This is a genomic window from Rhodococcus phenolicus (assembly GCF_001646785.1).
Lineage (GTDB): Bacteria > Actinomycetota > Actinomycetes > Mycobacteriales > Mycobacteriaceae > Rhodococcus > Rhodococcus phenolicus.
The window spans coordinates 20966-36516 of record NZ_LRRH01000055.1 but is presented as its reverse complement, the minus strand read 5'-3'; the positions used below and the strand labels follow the sequence as shown (position 1 = coordinate 36516).

The 15551-nt window shown below is 67.3% G+C and carries 15 protein-coding genes; 11 read left to right on the top strand and 4 right to left on the bottom strand.

Annotation, left to right across the window (positions count from 1 at the left end; all coding sequences use genetic code 11):
* The first annotated feature begins 2 nt into the window (after positions 1 to 2).
* Genes A8G15_RS15780 through A8G15_RS32230 form a run of 3 tightly spaced genes read left to right on the top strand, consistent with a single transcriptional unit; the run spans position 3 to position 3336 of the window.
* A complete protein-coding gene (locus A8G15_RS15780; RefSeq protein WP_068161282.1) occupies positions 3 to 2525 on the top strand; it encodes a sensor histidine kinase in 2523 nt (840 codons plus the stop codon).
* The gene (locus A8G15_RS15775) at positions 2522 to 3202 is read left to right on the top strand and encodes a response regulator (RefSeq protein WP_068161281.1); all 681 of its coding nucleotides are present in this window, start codon (positions 2522 to 2524) and stop codon (positions 3200 to 3202) included. Before A8G15_RS15780 ends, A8G15_RS15775 begins: the two co-directional genes overlap by 4 nt.
* Positions 3202 to 3336 (top strand): hypothetical protein, encoded by a 135-nt coding sequence (locus A8G15_RS32230; RefSeq protein WP_281180686.1) that lies wholly within the window; start codon positions 3202 to 3204, stop codon positions 3334 to 3336. The genes A8G15_RS15775 and A8G15_RS32230 overlap by 1 nt, the downstream gene beginning before the upstream one ends.
* A gap of 25 nt (positions 3337 to 3361) precedes the next feature.
* Here A8G15_RS32230 and A8G15_RS15770 read toward each other — a convergent pair whose 3' ends face one another.
* Entirely contained in the window at positions 3362 to 4618 is a 1257-nt protein-coding gene (locus A8G15_RS15770; protein ID WP_169833900.1) for an MFS transporter, read from the bottom strand.
* Positions 4619 to 5238: 620 nt separating this feature from the next.
* Here A8G15_RS15770 and A8G15_RS15765 point away from each other — a divergent pair.
* The gene (locus A8G15_RS15765) at positions 5239 to 5751 is read left to right on the top strand and encodes a nitroreductase/quinone reductase family protein (RefSeq protein ID WP_068161279.1); all 513 of its coding nucleotides are present in this window, start codon (positions 5239 to 5241) and stop codon (positions 5749 to 5751) included.
* 477 nt (positions 5752 to 6228) lie between these two features.
* Here the strand turns inward: A8G15_RS15765 and A8G15_RS15760 are convergent, their stop codons facing one another.
* Both A8G15_RS15760 and A8G15_RS15755 read right to left on the bottom strand, forming a co-directional pair.
* Positions 6229 to 6876, bottom strand: coding sequence for a (2Fe-2S)-binding protein (locus A8G15_RS15760; RefSeq protein ID WP_068161278.1), 648 nt, complete (start codon positions 6874 to 6876; stop codon positions 6229 to 6231).
* Between the two features lie 47 nt (positions 6877 to 6923).
* Positions 6924 to 7106 carry a hypothetical protein gene (locus A8G15_RS15755; protein ID WP_068161277.1) on the bottom strand — a complete coding sequence of 61 codons (183 nt, stop codon included), beginning with the start codon at positions 7104 to 7106 and terminating at the stop codon, positions 6924 to 6926.
* A 174-nt stretch (positions 7107 to 7280) separates the two neighbouring features.
* On the opposite strand from A8G15_RS15755, the gene A8G15_RS15750 reads away from it, so the two are divergent.
* The 3 genes from A8G15_RS15750 to A8G15_RS15740 all read left to right on the top strand — a co-directional run bounded on the left by A8G15_RS15750 (position 7281) and on the right by A8G15_RS15740 (position 10068).
* The gene (locus A8G15_RS15750; protein ID WP_068161276.1) at positions 7281 to 7790 is read left to right on the top strand and encodes a hypothetical protein; all 510 of its coding nucleotides are present in this window, start codon (positions 7281 to 7283) and stop codon (positions 7788 to 7790) included.
* 74 nt (positions 7791 to 7864) lie between these two features.
* The gene (locus tag A8G15_RS15745; RefSeq protein ID WP_068161275.1) at positions 7865 to 8476 is read left to right on the top strand and encodes a maleylpyruvate isomerase family mycothiol-dependent enzyme; all 612 of its coding nucleotides are present in this window, start codon (positions 7865 to 7867) and stop codon (positions 8474 to 8476) included.
* 53 nt (positions 8477 to 8529) lie between these two features.
* Positions 8530 to 10068 carry an acyl-CoA carboxylase subunit beta gene (locus A8G15_RS15740; RefSeq protein WP_068161274.1) on the top strand — a complete coding sequence of 513 codons (1539 nt, stop codon included), beginning with the start codon at positions 8530 to 8532 and terminating at the stop codon, positions 10066 to 10068.
* A 21-nt stretch (positions 10069 to 10089) separates the two neighbouring features.
* Here A8G15_RS15740 and A8G15_RS15735 read toward each other — a convergent pair whose 3' ends face one another.
* The gene (locus tag A8G15_RS15735) at positions 10090 to 11316 is read right to left on the bottom strand and encodes an oxygenase MpaB family protein (protein ID WP_068161262.1); all 1227 of its coding nucleotides are present in this window, start codon (positions 11314 to 11316) and stop codon (positions 10090 to 10092) included.
* 156 nt (positions 11317 to 11472) lie between these two features.
* On the opposite strand from A8G15_RS15735, the gene A8G15_RS15730 reads away from it, so the two are divergent.
* From A8G15_RS15730 to A8G15_RS15715, 4 genes are all read left to right on the top strand, one after another.
* A complete protein-coding gene (locus tag A8G15_RS15730) occupies positions 11473 to 12153 on the top strand; it encodes a TetR/AcrR family transcriptional regulator (protein ID WP_068161348.1) in 681 nt (226 codons plus the stop codon).
* Positions 12154 to 12289: 136 nt separating this feature from the next.
* On the top strand, positions 12290 to 13357 hold the full coding sequence (locus A8G15_RS15725) for a TIGR03857 family LLM class F420-dependent oxidoreductase (protein WP_169833899.1): 1068 nt from the start codon (positions 12290 to 12292) through the stop codon (positions 13355 to 13357).
* 46 nt (positions 13358 to 13403) lie between these two features.
* Positions 13404 to 14489: a phosphotransferase family protein gene (locus tag A8G15_RS15720; RefSeq protein WP_068161325.1), complete on the top strand. Its 1086-nt coding sequence runs from the start codon at positions 13404 to 13406 to the stop codon at positions 14487 to 14489.
* Between the two features lie 104 nt (positions 14490 to 14593).
* The gene (locus A8G15_RS15715; RefSeq protein WP_068161260.1) at positions 14594 to 15547 is read left to right on the top strand and encodes a DUF808 domain-containing protein; all 954 of its coding nucleotides are present in this window, start codon (positions 14594 to 14596) and stop codon (positions 15545 to 15547) included.
* The last annotated feature ends 4 nt before the right edge of the window (positions 15548 to 15551 follow it).

Here is a 15551-nt window from a genome sequence, read left to right as displayed (position 1 = left end):
AGATGGGTGTTACCGGTTTGCCGCCCCGGCGCGGAAAGCTGCGGATCTACCTCGGTGCCGCCCCGGGTGCGGGCAAGACCTACGCGATGCTGGGCGAGGCCCACCGGCGCATCGCCCGCGGTGCCGACGTCGTCGTCGCGATCGTGGACACCCACGGGCGCACTCGCACAGCGGAGCAGCTCGGCGGCCTGGAAGTCGTTCCGCCGCAGCGGATCGAGTACCGGGGCACGACGTTCGAGGAACTGGACCTCGATGCCGTGCTGGCTCGCAGGCCGGCGGTCGCGCTGGTCGACGAACTCGCACACTCCAACGTGCCGGGCAGCCGGAACGAGAAGCGCTGGCAGGACGTCGACGAACTCCTCGACGCCGGGATCGACGTGCTCTCGACGGTCAACATCCAGCATCTCGCCTCGCTCAACGACGTGGTCGAGCAGATCACCGGGGTGGTGCAGCGCGAGACGATCCCCGATGAGGTGGTGCGCCGCGCCGAGCAGGTCGAACTGGTCGACATCACCCCGCAGGCGTTGCAGCGGCGGCTTGCGCACGGCAACGTTTACGCCCCTGAGAAGGTCGACGCCGCGCTGCGGAACTACTTCCGGGAAGGCAACCTGACCGCGCTGCGGGAGATCGCGTTGCTATGGCTCGCCGACCAGGTCGATGTCGCGCTGGCCAAGTACCGCGGTGAGCACGCGATCACCGCGACGTGGGAGGCCCGCGAGCGCGTGGTCGTCGCGGTGACCGGCGGACCGGAATCGGACACGCTGGTGCGACGAGCCAGCCGGATCGCGGCCAAGGCCAGCGCCGAGCTGCTGGTCGTGCACGTGGTGCGCGGTGACGGGCTGGCGGGGGTGGCCGCGCCGCGAATGGGGCCGGTACGGGCGCTGGCGACGAGCCTGGGTGCCAGTATCCACAGCGTGGTCGGAGACGACGTACCCGGCGCGTTGCTGGATTTTGCGCGGGAGGTCAACGCGACGCAGCTGGTGATCGGCACGTCACGGCGATCACGGTGGGCGCGGATCGTCGACGAAGGCATCGGCACGGCCGTGGTCCGCGAATCCGGGAAGATCGACGTGCACATGGTCACCCACGAGCACACCGCTGCCCCACCCCGGGTGGCGCTGGGTGGCCGGCGCGACCGGCGGGTGCAGTCGTGGATCGCCGCGTTCCTCATTCCGCTCGGCGCCACCGGCCTCCTCGCCGGGGTCGATCGGCTCACCGGCGTCGCCGGGCAGAACGCCCTGTTCTTCGTCGTCGTCCTGGCCGTGGCGTTGTTCGGCGGCATCGGCCCGGCGATCGTGGCGGCACTGTTGTCCGGGCTGCTGCTCAACTTCTTCTTCACCGAGCCGCTCTACAGCTTCACCATCGCGCAACCGGACAATTTCGTCACCACCGTGGTGCTGCTCGTGATCGCCGTCGCGGTCGCCGCACTCGTCGATGCCGCGGCCGCGCGCAGCCGCGAAGCCCGGCTGGCGTCCCGGGAAGCGGAGTTGCTCGCGATGTTCGCCGGGGCCGTGCTGCGCGGTGCGGATGTCCCGCGCCTGCTCGAGAAGGTCCGGGAAACGTACACGCAGCGTGGGGTGAGCCTGGTCCGCGCCGACAGCGGTCCACCGATCGTGCTGGGAACCGCCGGTTCGGTGCCACCGACGACTCCCGAGGCCGCCGATACCGTCTGCGATGTGGAAGGCAGCCCCTACACCCTTCTTCTCGGCGGACCTCGGCTCCACGCCCGGGACCGCCGGGTCCTCACCGCCGTGGCAGGTCAGGCCGCCGCGCTGGTCCGGCAACAGGAACTCGCCGCCGAAGCCGCCCGCGCCTCCGCCCTGAGCGAGACCGACAGGATGCGGCGGCTGCTGCTCTCCGCCGTCGGCCACGACCTGCGCACCCCGCTCGCAGCCGTCAAGGCCTCGGTGTCGAGCCTGCGCAGCACGGACATCGAGTTCTCCGCCGAGGACACCGCGGAACTGCTCGCGACCATCGAGGAGTCCACCGATCAGCTCACCCGGCTGGTGGCGAACCTCCTCGACTCGTCCCGGCTCGCCGCCGGGGTGGTCACACCGGTCCCGGCGCCCGTCTATCTCGACGAGGTCGTGCACGGCGCGCTCGCCGGACTGTCCGGTGGGGGCCCCGAGGTCGTCCGCGCCATCCGCGAAAGGGTCGAAATCGACGTCGCCGACATCATGGCCGACGCGGACGCCGCTCTCCTGGAACGGGTCCTGGCCAACCTGCTCGACAACGCGTTGCGCTACGCCCCGACCGGACCGATCCGCGTCGAGGCGGACACCACGAACGAACGCGTCACCATCACCGTCGCCGATTCCGGTCCGGGGCTCGAGCACGAGGACGATGTCTTCGCCACGTTTCCCCGCACCGGCGACCGGCACACCACCGGTGGCGCGGGGCTGGGACTGACCGTCGCTCGCGGATTCGTCGAGGCGATGGGCGGTACCATCGCAACCGCCGACACCCCCGGCGGCGGTACCACCGTGATCGTCGAACTCGCCGCGCCCGCGAAGGAACACCCGTGACCCGCATCCTCGTCGTCGACGACGAACCACAGATCCTGCGGGCGTTGCGCATCAACCTCACGGCCCGCGGCTACGAGGTGATCACCGCCGCCGACGGTGCAGGGGCCCTGCGCGCGGCCGCGCAGCGGCACCCCGATGTGATCGTGCTGGATCTGGGGTTGCCCGATCTCGACGGCATCGAGGTGCTGGCGGGGTTGAAGGGCTGGTGCACCGCCCCGGTGATCGTGCTGTCCGCACGGACCGACTCGGCCGACAAGGTCGCCGCGCTCGATACCGGCGCCGACGACTACGTGACGAAGCCGTTCGGGATGGAGGAGTTCCTCGCGCGTATCCGGGCGGCCGTCCGCCGCGGGACCGCGGTACCGGATTCGTCCGACCCCGTTGTCGAGACGGACGATTTCGTCGTCGATCTCGCGGCGAAGAAGGTCACCCGGGACGGCGCGCCGGTGCATCTGACACCGACGGAGTGGGGGATGCTCGAAATGCTGGTCCGCAACCGCGGCAAGCTCGTCGGGCAACGAGAGTTGCTGACCGAGTTGTGGGGTCCCACCTATGTCGATCAAACGCACTATCTCCGTATCTATCTCGCGCAACTGCGCCACAAGCTCGAACCCGAACCGGCACGTCCCCGGCATCTGATCACCGAAGCGGGACGCGGCTACCGGTTCGAGCCCTAGTGCTGCAGCCGCAGGTCCGCACCTTCCTTCTGTTCTGTGTCACGCATTCGCTGTTCCTGTCGATCGCCTACGGCATCGTCGCCGGGGCGGTTTTCGAGGATTTCCGGCACTTGCCGACCGACAGCGGGTCCTGATCGTGTTCTCGCCCACAGGAGTGGTTCAGCCGAGCGGTTCGAGCACATCCTGTGCCGCAGGCCGTGCAGATGCACGGCTCACCGGCTCGAATCGAACGACGGTGAACAACACGCCGCAGACCAGCAGCGACACACCCGCGCCGAAGGCCACCCAGATTGCGGCCGAGTGACCGCCCGCGTTCGCAACCTCCCCACCGACCCAGTTTCCGATCGAGGTGCCCAGGGTGATTCCGGCACTGAGCAGGGTCATGATGAATCCGAGACGTCGCGCCGGCGTGTGATCGCCGGCGACCTTGAAGATCGTCACAAGGATCGGCCCGATCGGCGCGCCGACGAACAGCAGGACGACTACCATCTGCCACGGAACGCTCGGCAACCACATCAACGCCAGAGCAGCGACCAGCATGACGGCACACGCACTCCACCGCGCCGACGCGGTCAGCCGTTCACTCCACCGAGACACACTCAATGCGGCTGCGCCGGAGGTCAAACCGAGCGCGGCGTAGATCAGGCCCCCGCTCCCCGGGTGACCGGTCTCATCGGCGAAGACCGCGGTGGTGGTGGCCAGCGAGCCGAAAATGGTTCCGATGCCGAGCATCCCCAGGAGAAGGACAGATACCGGAGCCCATGACACCCTCGCGGGTTCGGAGGAGAACTCCCTCTCACGCAGAGAATCGGCACCGTCGGCGGGTGCTGCGAACTGCGCACTGGGGTGCAGCGCAAACCAAGGAACCACGATCACCGTGAGCGCGATGAGCACATACAGCGGTACTGCAGCACCGAAGAGCGCAGCAACGATGCCGACGGCCGCCGGTCCGAGAACGAATCCGAGCTCGTCCATCGTGCCCTCGAAGCCTTGAGCAACCGCGACAGCGTGTCCCGAGCCGCGACTCGACAACCCACGGATCCACCGCACGCGAGTCATCGGGCCACACTGGGGCACCACGATGCCGGCGGCGAATGCCGCTGCGAGCAGATCCGGCGACAACGCCGGAGCATCGCCGCTCGGGTCCCCCGCGACGAGTACAGCGATCACCGCCAGCACGTATACCGCGGTCGAGACGAGGAGCGTCGGCCGCTGACCCCAGCGGTCCGAGGCGATTCCGGACAGCGGGGCACCTACAGCGACACCCACTCCGGTGACCGCGGCTGCGATGCCCGCCGAGGCGAAATCGGAGGTCGATGCGACGACATAGGTCAGGACACCCATGACAAGCATGGACAGCGGGAGACGAGCCAACGCCGATACCGGAAAGTAGGCCGATCCGACGAGATCATGCATGGCGCGAAAATGAGAGGTGTTGGAGTTGTGGGTCATCAGTACCTTTCGGAACCTTCTGCATGCAGAAAGAAGCGCACGGCGTCCCTGCCTCCCGCCGTGCCTGACCCAGAATCAACCCGACCACTCTACAGCAGAGTTCACCCGAGGTTGAAACGCTCGGGTGGAGCTCGCCTTGATGCCGGATTCCCACCCAGCGGACCATGTTCAGAACGAGATGTGGTTGTTTCGCCTGCACACAGGGGGCTGTTGCGAAATACGGAGCCGATCGTGAGCGTGTCGCAAACAAACCCTCGACCAGCAGGATTGGTCGATAATGTGTTGGTGGCCAAGAGATATGACCGGCAGAGCGTGATCGACAGTTCCCGCTGTCCCCGGGCATGCTGCAATGGCTACCCGAGTCCCACACGGGGTGGACCGGGACTCAGCCCGATCGGCGGATCCCCCGGTGGCCGAACCGGCATCGCTCGAGGGTCCGCGACGGTTACCACGCTGAACGTGAGGTCGTGACTGCGGCGGGCGCGGTGTCGGTGGGGGCGCCGCGCGTGAACGACCGGCGACGAGATCGTCAGCCACCACAATTCAGGACGGCAGCTGTCCTATATCCGCGGCACACTCGAATCATGAGCGAAACCTACTCGACTGCGGGACAGCCGAATCAGACCGAAATCACCGACTACAACGATCCCGATGCGCCGTGGAACCAGGCTTGGGACCAGCAGGGCAGCATCGCCAACTGGAACGATGATGTGATCAAGGAGTTCCGGGAGAACTCGGGCAAGGTAGGCGGTGCTTACGCGGGCGGGGACCTCATCCTGCTCACCACCACCGGTGCCAGGAGCGGCAAGCGGCACACAACTCCGCTGGGACCTCTGTACCGGGACGAAATCATGTTCGTGAGCTCGTTCATCGAGGACAAGTACCCGGCCTGGTGGTACAACATCAAGGCGAATCCGCAGGTTACTGTCGAGCTCCGGGACAAGACCTACCGGGCGACCGGCAAGGTGCTCGAAGGCGCGGACTACGACGAGTTCGCGACCTGGGTGCTGGCCGCCAACCCCCTGCTGGCGGACTTCCAGTCCAAGATCGACCGGCCCATGCCGCTGGTTGTGCTGACCCTCGACGGCGAGGTCTGAGCGATCGCGAGACCTCCCGACCACGGGACGTCGAGTGCTTCGCACCGGGCTGCGCGGCAGAACCAGGAGGCCGGAGGTCGCACTCGGCATTGCATCCTGCACGCGTCGCAGCCCGCACCCGACATCACCGCTGCTCGAGGCGACTTCGTTGTTTCGGCGGGCAAGGCTTCAGTTCTTGCGCGAACCGCCCGACCAACTCGCCCACCACCGCCGAGGTTCCGGTGGTGGGCGACCTCCGACGTTCGATCGGGACGTGTACCGGCATCGGCATGCGGTCGAGTGCGGGATCAACCAACTCGAGCAGTTTCGGGCGGTGGCCCACGCGCTACGACAAACTTGCGGTGCGGTACCCGGCCACCGTCCAGGCAGCTGCGATCGGTCAGTGGCTCTGAGGCAGCCGACTTTTGGAACACGGCCCAGCCGTGATTCCCAGGCCCCGTCGGATCCCGAGGCCCCGTCGTCCGGACCCGATGAGGTTCATCCCCGGGACGAAGGCGCCGACGGAAAGGGGCAATCACCGCACACGCCGCCGGACGGGGTGCGGTAGAACAGGCAGCAGCTGCGCCGGCGCCCGGTGGCCGGGTCCAGCGCGGAGCTCAGGCGCTCGTCCCGGAACAGTGCCGCGACCACCGTGTCCGCGGCCGGCCCGAGAACGCTGCCGGTGCCGCGCAGGGCCGACGCCGCGTTCCCCCACGACAGTCCGGGCGCAACGGTGTCGCTCCACGCCTCGATCAGCGGTGCGAGCTGACCTTCCAGGACCTCCGTGGCCGCAGGATTCCCGAAACGGGGACGCTCGATGTGCAGGTGCAACGTGCCGGATTCGCTGCGCCACAACAGTTCCTCGGCACCGAGACTCACGCAGCGGCCGGCCACCACCGTCGAGCCGACCGCGATCGACCACAACCGCGCCGCGTAGCCGGAGAACACCGTCGACGCGGCGACACGGGCTTCGGTGACCCCCATCCGATCGGCGGTGGCAGCGGCGAGCCCGTTCCGGATCGCGCGCTCGCGCAGCGTCGCCGTCGGCTGCCATGTCCCGGGCGGCACCGGTCCGGTACCCACCGTGAAGTAGGAACCGTGGGCGGCGAGGCGGCCGAGGGTCGTGGGTGCGTCGGGGCGGGGCATGTTCGATCTCCGTGTCGGGTCCCGAACACGATAGCCCTGGCGCGGTGTCACACGTCGAAGAGGCGGAACTGGGCTTCCTGGGCCCGCGCATCGGTGTCGACCCGATATCGCTCGGCCATGGCCTGCGCGAGCGTCGCGTCGCAGCCGAGTTCGTCGGCCACCGCCGCCCAGTCGTGCCCGGCCTCACTGAGCTGCCACGCCAGCTCGTGCAACTGTTCGTCCATCTCCATCTCGCTGCCCCTCGCAGGTCCGGATGTGTGGTGCGACCTCCCGGTACGGTAGCCCGTCGGTGGCCTCTCCGGGCGGCAACCTGCGGATACGAGCCCGCGGAAGTGCGTCCGGGGCTGCGCGACTGCGGGATACGATGCTGACACCATCCACCCTTCGAGATGATCGGAGTAGGTATGAGCAAGCTGGAGAACTCGCTGTCCGAGGACGAATTCGTTCTCGTACGGGAAACCAAGAAGGCGCAGATGGCGGATCTCGACGAGGACGCCCTGATCGATCTCCACAGCCGGATTCGCCGGGCTCGCAACAAGTACGTGAAGTTGTATCGCCGGGCCGGTGCCGAGAAGGTCGACAAGAAGAAATCCCGGGCCACGGGGCGGTCGGCGAATCAGCGCAACGCCGGCAAGGCCGAGGTCTTCGAGGAGGCGCTGGCCCGGGTCAGCCGGCGGCTGGGTGCGGTGGCCCGCCAGTCCGCCGAAGCGCTCAAGCAGGAACGACTGGCCCTCGCCCGGGTCGACTCCCCCGTCGCGGGCAACGGCGCCGCGGGTCGGGGCAAGGTGAAGTCGCCGGGGAAAATCCGTGTCGATACGACACGGGAATCGTCCGGCCGCAAGAAGTACGAGGCATCGAGCATCTCGGCCGGGGCACGCCGGCAGGCGAAGAAGGACAACAAGAAGAAGAGCTGACGATTCGGGTCCGCGCCCTGTGACATGTCATAGCAACGCCCACGGCAGCGGCAGACATGTAGTGGGGTGTATCTGTGAACACCCGTCAGCACATCATTGCCGAACGCGCCGAGCTCGTCGATCTGCTTCGCTCGCTGACGCCGGAACAATGGGACACACCGTCGCTGTGCGCGGGCTGGTCGGTGCGGGACGTCGCCGGCCACCTGTCGATCGACGCCGTGCCGATGCACCGCTACCTCCTGGCCGGATTGCGACATCCGTCTGTGGACCGGCTCAACCGGCACTATGTCGAGGAAGCACGTACCGTACCCGTCGACCGGCTCGTCGAGGGACTGGCGACCTCGATCTCGGGAAGCTGGTTCACCCGCTGGTTCCCGCAGTTGACCCTCGCCGATCACGTTGTGCACCAACAGGACATCCGTCGTCCACTGGGGCTGCCGCGCACGATCGACGCCGACCGTCTCCGCACGGTGCTCGACCATCCAGATCCGTTCGCCCGCCCCTCCCGTTACACCGATGGGCTGCGGCTGGTGGCCACGGACATGACCTGGGAACGAGGCGACGGGCCCGTCGTCCGGGGCACCGGGGAGGTGCTCGCACTGGCCATGGTGGGCCGCGCCGCCGTGTCGGCCGAACTGGACGGGGACGGTGTCGGCCTGCTGCGGACGCGTATGTCCGGGGCCTGACCCCGAGACGGGCAGGGGTTGGGCATCCGCACACCGGTTTCTATTGTGTCGACATGACGATCCGCGCCGACCTCCTGGACGTTCTCGCCCGCCGCGCCCTCACCGAGGACTCCGCGAGACCGGATGCCCTCGAGAAACTCCATGCCCGTGGCGGGACCTCCGCCCGCGAACACATCGCCCGCATCGTGGATCCGGGCAGCTTCGTCGAGTACGGACGGTTCGTCACCGCGGCACAGGAGTCCCGCCGCAGCACGAACGAACTGCTCGACCGCACGGTCGCGGACGGCATCGTCGGGGGTGTGGCCACGATCGACGGGCGCTCGTGCGCGGTGCTGTCCTACGACTATCTCGTCATGGCCGGTACCCAGGGGATGCGCGGGCACCGCAAGACCGACCGTCTGCTCGACGTCATCGGCCGGCTCGGTCTGCCCACGGTGTTCGTCGCGTCCGGCGGCGGGGGCCGCCCCGGTGACACGGATCTGCCGTTGGTGTCGGCGCTGGACGTGACGACGTTCGCCGCGTGGGCCGCGCTGTCCGGCCGGGTACCGCGTATCGCCGTCGTCGACGACAACTGCTTCGCCGGGAACGCCGTCATCGCCGGTTGCGCCGATCTCATCGTCGCGACGCCCCGCGCCTCGCTGGGCATGGGCGGCCCGGCGATGATCTCCGGTGGAGGACTGGGTGAGGTCGCGGCCGCGGATATCGGGCCGCTCGACGTGATGATCGAGAACGGCGTGGTCGACGTCGCGGTGGACGATTCCGAGGACGCCGCGGAGATGGCCTGCCACCTGCTGGGCTACTTCCTCGGCAGATCCGAATCCTGGTCCATCGCAGATCAATCCACCCTTCGCGACCTCGTGCCCGAACACGAGCGCACGACCTTCGATGTCGTGCCCGTCGTCGAAACCCTGTGCGATGAGGATTCCGTCACCGTGTTGCGGCCCGGATTCGCACCGGAGTTGTGCACCGCGCTCGGGCGGATCGAGGGCCGAACGGTCGGGATCCTCGCCAACGATTCGCGCCACACGGCCGGGGCGATCACGTCCGACGGCAGCGACAAGGCGGCGCGGTTCCTGCAGCTGTGCGACGCATACGGATTCCCGGTGATCTCCCTCGTGGACACCCCGGGCATCATGGTCGGTCCGGATGCGGAACGCACCGGGCTGGTCCGGCACGCGTCCCGCCTGCTGGTTGCCGCCGCACGTATCCGGGTGCCGTTCATCGGTGTGATTCTCAGACGCGCTTACGGGCTCGGAGCCCAGGCCATGCTGGCCGGTAGCACCCACTCGCCGTTGATGACGGTCGCGTGGCCCGGCGCGACCATGGGCGCGATGGGACTCGAAGGCGCGGTGCGGCTCTCGACGCGCGCCGAACTCGAGGCGATCGCGGACGACGACGAACGCGAGGAACGGGTCCGGCTGCTGACCGAGATGCTGCGCGCCAACTCGACGGGGCTCAACGCGGCTCGATACTTCGAGATCGACGACGTGATCGATCCCGCCGAAACCCGTTCCCTCATAGCTCAGTTGGTGGACGCAGCCGCTCACGGAGGGGAGATCACCGGGAGCGGCGGCGTCGTCGATACGTGGTAGGTGCCGTGGCGGATCCGACCGTCAGGGGTAGTTCGGGTTGTTGAACGTCGGGATCTCGATGCTGATCGTCTTCAGTTCCGACATGTACAGCAACACGAACTGACGCAGCAGCTCGTCGAAGGACCAGTACGCCTCCGGGGCGAGCGGCAACGGCAGCAGGCCCTCGCGCACCGCGATGAACGGACCCCATCCGACGTTCAGCAACGTCCCCCACACCGGCTCACGGGGAATCTGAAGCCAATCGGCGACCCTGTCGCCGAGCACGAATCGTGTCAGTGCCCCCAGGATCGGGCGGCTCAAGAGCGTGAAGTCCAGCCCCTTACCGAGATCGAGAAGCATGTCGGCCAGCTTCAGTCCCTCCGGCGTCGGCGCCAGGATCGGGTCGAGCACCTGGGTGGCCTGCGATTCGGCGTCGGCCCAGGTCGCCGGGATGTACTGGTCCTCGACTCCGAGCATGTGCGCGCTGACCTGCCACGAATGGAGGAAACCCTCGCTCTCGTCCGCAGCGATCGGCACCTTCCATGCCCGCAGTACCCGCATCACCGAGGTGGGCAGGCTGTGCCAGGTGACCATGATGTCGTGCTGGCTGATGGGACGGCCCTCGGGTGCCGCTCCCGTCCAGTGCGCCGACTGCGGCAGCAGGTGCCGCACACCGGCGTGGGCGAGACGAGTCTTCAGGCCAGTCACGATCATCTCGCCGTCGGGCAGATACGCATTGCGCGAACCGATGTCGTATCCCAGCTTCGCTGTTCGCGAGATCCGGCGCTTCATGTCGGCGCCGCCCTTGGAGTAGTAGACGGCGACTGCTTCCTTCGGGATGACGGTGCTCATCATGCCGCTGGCGAACCCGTAGAGGACACCGAGATAGAGTCCCCGCTTCTCGTTGAACCGTACCGCGGTTTCGAGCTTCTGCGGGTCCGCCCACGCCGGAAGCTGCCGATGGCGCTCCAGGAAGTCGTGAAGGTCGGGGGGTAGCCCCGCGGGTAGAGGCTGCCCGTTCTTCTTCCACTCGCGCAACAGGCCGTTCGCGCGTTCGACCTCGCCGCGCTCGAAGAGCGACGCGACCAGCGGGTCGGCTTCCGTGTCCCACACCTGTCGCGGATCCGCTCCGCTGCCGGCGCCGGGAATGGACCCGGCCGGCGACCACCTCCACGGAAGTGCCTGCGCCGGGGACGCCGCAGCGACGGCGCCTAGCGCCGCGAGCGCCCCTCCGGCCTTCAACACGTTCCGCCTGCTCAGATCTGACATCCGCCCCCCTGTATTGGGCTCGATGATGCAATGAAACAGTCTAGGTAACTATGTAACATCAGAGCACATCACCACGATCCTCACGGAAGATTCACGGAATCCGTCCCGAAGCGTCACCCTGGTACGGAACAAGCACAGGAGGTATTCGTGGAACCCATGCCGTCGGCCCGATCCGGATTGTGTAGATCGACGTCGCTTCTCGAACGCGCGTACAACGACGCTGTCGAGAACACCGACGACACCGACGCGACGCGCACCCGTCTCCTCGACGCCGCCTACGAGCAGTTCTGCCGGATGGGCATCCAACGGTCGACGATGGAGGAGGTCGCCAAACGCGCCAATCTCTCCCGCATCACGATCTACCGCAAATTCGACACCAAGGAAGCGCTCGTCGACCAGGTGATCATGCGGGAGTTCAGCCGGTACTTCACCCGGTTCATCGAGGAGGTCGCCGGTGCACCCACCGTGGCCGACCGCGTGACGCTCGGCTTCGTGAGCTCACTGCGGACGATCCGCACGAATCCGCTCGTCGCGGGACTGATCGAAACCGATCCCACCTCGTTCGCCGGCTCCATCATCGGCGCCGACGGTGAAATGCTCTCGGCAGTACAGACATTCGTTGCCGGTCAGCTACGGCGCGAGCAGGCGTCCGGCACGGTCTCGGTGGATCTCGACGTGGATCTGGTGGCAGAGATGATGGTCCGCATCACCGGGTCGTTCCTCGCCTTTCCCAGTCGCATCGTCGATCTCGACGACGACGCCGCACTGACCGCGATCGCTCGCAGATTCCTGGTACCCATGCTGGAGGTCCCGCCACCGGGCCGAGCGACGCGCTGAAACCGGCCGACGTTCGCCTCTTGCCATTTCCGATGCGCGACACCTACCTTCTTCATCGGGGAACAGACAGGCTTACGGTAGGCATGTCGGTCGTCGATGCAGTATGAGCGGTACTTCATACGGGAGGCTCATCGCAATGCCTGTGGACAGGGGTCAGCGTACGCTCGACGAACTGGGCTACTACCTGCTGGCGGGAGCCGGCGGGGACGGGCCGAGAACTCTGGTCGACGAAGCCCGCCGCGGGGAGGAACTCGGCTTCGGCACCGCATTCGTCTCCGAACGCTGGAACATCAAAGAGGCCGCGTCGCTGGTCGGCGCGGCGTGCGCGGTCACCGACCGCATGCAGATCGCCACCGCAGCAACCAACCACAACACGCGGCATCCCCTGATCACCGCCTCGTGGGCGACCACGATGCACCGGCTTTCCGGCGGCCGCTTCACACTCGGAATCGGACGCGGCGTCGCGGCCCTGTATTCCGCGTTCGGAGTGCCGGCGGTGACGACCGCACAGATGGAGGATTTCGCACAGGTCATGCGCCGGCTCTGGCGCGGTGAGGTCATCGCCGGTCACGACGGTCCGATCGGACGATATCCGTTGCTGTTCCTCGATCCGGAATTCGACGAGGACATCCGCCTCGGCCTGGTGGCGTTCGGGCCCCGTTCACTCGCACTGGGGGGCCGGGCGTTCGACGACGTCATCCTGCACACCTACTTCACCCCCGACACACTGCAACGCTCGGTGGCGATCGTGAAGAAGGCCGCCGAACAGGCGGGCCGCGATCCCGGCGACGTCCGGGTGTGGTCGTGCTTCGCGACCGTCGGCGACCACCTGCCCGAAGAAGTGCGATTGAAGAAGACGGTGGCGCGGCTCGCCACGTACCTGCAGGGCTACGGTGATCTGCTGGTGAAGACGAACAACTGGGATCCCGCTGTGCTGCAACGATTCCGGCAGGACCCGGTGGTGCTCTCGATCCCCGGTGGAATCGACCACAAGGCCTCCGCCGACCAGATCGAGCACATCGCGACGCTGCTTCCGGACGAATGGCTCGAGCCCGCGGCCACCGGATCGGCTGCGCAGTGCGTCCAGCGGATCCGCCGCGAGTTCGACTTCGGTGCCGACGCCGTGATCCTGCACGGATGCACCCCCGACGAACTGGAACCGATCGCCACCGCCTATCGTACGAACGACGAGGTGCTCCCGTGACTCGCAGACCTGTGATCGATCGATCCCGGGAACGGGGAGCACGATGATGTCCGAGCAAATTCCCCGCCGCCCGTCCGATGTCACCGCAGCGTGGTTGTCCGCCGTATTGAGCACCACCGGCGCACAGGTCACCGTCGCCGACGTCGACATCCACGCGGTCGGCACCGGCCAGACCGGTGCCACCTACCGGATCACGCCCCGCTACACCGTCGACGACCCGGGACTACCCGCGACCTTCGTGCTCAAGCTTCCGGCCCAGGACGACTCGGTACGCGGTGGCGTGGCGTTGGGCTACATCAGCGAAGTCGCGTTCTACCGGAAAGCCTCGGCATTTGTGAAAGTCCCGGTGCCGCACTGCTATTACTGCGATATCAGCGAGGACGGTACGGACTTCGCTCTGCTGCTCGACGATCTCCATCCCGCCACCCAGGGCGACCAGCTCGCCGGATGCACCGTCCACGACGCCGAACTGGCGGTCACGGCGTTGGCGGGCCTGCACGGACCCAGCTGGTGCGACGCGCGCTGGCTCGATCTCACCGAGTGCGCCATGCCCAAACCCGGCGATCTCGACGCATCCGAAGGTCTCGGGGAGATCTGCCGCACGGCCGTCGACATCGTCCTGGACAAGCTCGGGTCCCGGCTGGATGCATCCACCCGCGACACCCTGGGCGCGGCGATGCAGCTCGTGACGCCGTGGCTGCTCGCAGGACCCGAGCGGTATGCGTTGATGCACGGCGACTACCGCCTGGACAACCTGCTGTTCGACGTCGGCACGGACACGGTCGGTGTGGTCGACTGGCAGACCATGGGCGTCGGATTGGCCGCACGCGACCTCGCCTACTTCATCGGAACCGGCATGCTCCCGGATGCCCGGCGCGCCGCCGAGGCCGATCTCGTCGCCACCTATCACGAGGCGTTGCTCCGGTTCGGGGTGAGCGGATATTCCCGCGCGATGTGCTGGGACGACTACCGGTTCGGCATGCTGCAGATACCGCTGCTCGCGACCCTGGGCACCGCGTTCGCGACGACGACCGAACGCGGTGACGAGATGATGGTGGTGATGCTGGAACGCGGCTGCGAGGCGATCCGGGACCTGGGCACGCTGGATCTCGTCGGGAAGCGCGCCCGGTAGCGGGCTCGTTGGTGCCCGCACCCGCGGATTCGGTACCGTTCGAGTCGACCCGCAAAAACCGCGTGTCGCGCTCGGCTCGGCACAGCCGAAATTGGGAGGTTCCCGTGGCTGGTGGTCTCGTCGCCCTGCTGGACGACGTCGCGGCACTCGCGAAGGCAGCCGCGGCATCCATCGACGACATCGGCGCCGCAGCCGGTAGGGCCAGTGTGAAGGCCGCGGGTGTGGTCGTCGACGACACTGCCGTCACCCCGCGCTACGTGGACGGATTCACCCCCGACCGCGAGCTGCCGATCATCCGCAAGATCGCGATCGGGTCGATTCGCAACAAGCTCCTGATCATCCTGCCGGTGGCGATGATCCTGAGCCAGTTCCTGCCCCAGGCGCTGCCGTACCTGTTGATCGCCGGTGGTCTGTTCCTGTGCTTCGAGGGGGCCGAGAAGGTCTATGAAGCACTCACGGGCGGTCACCACGACGATGCGGACGCGACCGCCCGGCGTGGCGGCCCCGAGTTCGAGAAGTCGATGGTCAACGGCGCGATCCGCACCGACCTGATCCTGTCCGCCGAGATCATGGTGATCTCCCTGTCCTCGGTCGAGGACGAACCGTTCCTCACCCGACTGGCGGTGCTCATCGTCGTCGCGTTCCTCATCACCGCCCTGGTGTACGGAGTGGTCGCGTTGATCGTGAAGATGGACGACGTGGGCCTGGCGCTCGCGGGGCGCGAGTCACGGTTCAGCCAGAAGATCGGCCGCGGCCTCGTCGCCGCGATGCCCAAGGTGATGTCGGTGCTGACCGTCGTGGGGATCGCCGCGATGCTGTGGGTCGGTGGGCACATCCTGATCGTCAACGTCGGCGAGGCCGGGTTCCACTGGCCGGCCGATGTCCTCCACGATCTCGAGCACTGGTTCGGCGAACTCGTGAGCGGCGGCTTCGGTGGTGTCCTGTCGTGGACCGCGGGGACTGTGGCGTCTGCGCTCGTCGGCCTCGTCCTCGGTGCGATCGTCGTGCTGATCGTGCACCTGATTCCGAAGCGGAAGAAGAGCGCCGCCGCGCACTGACGCC

What these genes read in the sequence shown, in the direction of transcription:
- A8G15_RS15750 (WP_068161276.1), top strand. Translation starts at nt 7,281, where the DNA reads ATGAGCAAGCTGGAGAACTCGCTGTCCGAGGACGAATTCGTTCTCGTA.
- A8G15_RS15760 (WP_068161278.1), bottom strand. Translation starts at nt 6,876, where the DNA reads ATGCCCCGCCCCGACGCACCCACGACCCTCGGCCGCCTCGCCGCCCAC.
- A8G15_RS15765 (WP_068161279.1), top strand. Translation starts at nt 5,239, where the DNA reads ATGAGCGAAACCTACTCGACTGCGGGACAGCCGAATCAGACCGAAATC.
- A8G15_RS15730 (WP_068161348.1), top strand. Translation starts at nt 11,473, where the DNA reads ATGCCGTCGGCCCGATCCGGATTGTGTAGATCGACGTCGCTTCTCGAA.
- A8G15_RS15735 (WP_068161262.1), bottom strand. Translation starts at nt 11,316, where the DNA reads ATGTCAGATCTGAGCAGGCGGAACGTGTTGAAGGCCGGAGGGGCGCTC.
- A8G15_RS15725 (WP_169833899.1), top strand. Translation starts at nt 12,290, where the DNA reads ATGCCTGTGGACAGGGGTCAGCGTACGCTCGACGAACTGGGCTACTAC.
- A8G15_RS15755 (WP_068161277.1), bottom strand. Translation starts at nt 7,106, where the DNA reads ATGGAGATGGACGAACAGTTGCACGAGCTGGCGTGGCAGCTCAGTGAG.
- A8G15_RS15780 (WP_068161282.1), top strand. Translation starts at nt 3, where the DNA reads ATGGGTGTTACCGGTTTGCCGCCCCGGCGCGGAAAGCTGCGGATCTAC.
- A8G15_RS15720 (WP_068161325.1), top strand. Translation starts at nt 13,404, where the DNA reads ATGTCCGAGCAAATTCCCCGCCGCCCGTCCGATGTCACCGCAGCGTGG.
- A8G15_RS15740 (WP_068161274.1), top strand. Translation starts at nt 8,530, where the DNA reads ATGACGATCCGCGCCGACCTCCTGGACGTTCTCGCCCGCCGCGCCCTC.
- A8G15_RS15770 (WP_169833900.1), bottom strand. Translation starts at nt 4,618, where the DNA reads ATGCATGATCTCGTCGGATCGGCCTACTTTCCGGTATCGGCGTTGGCT.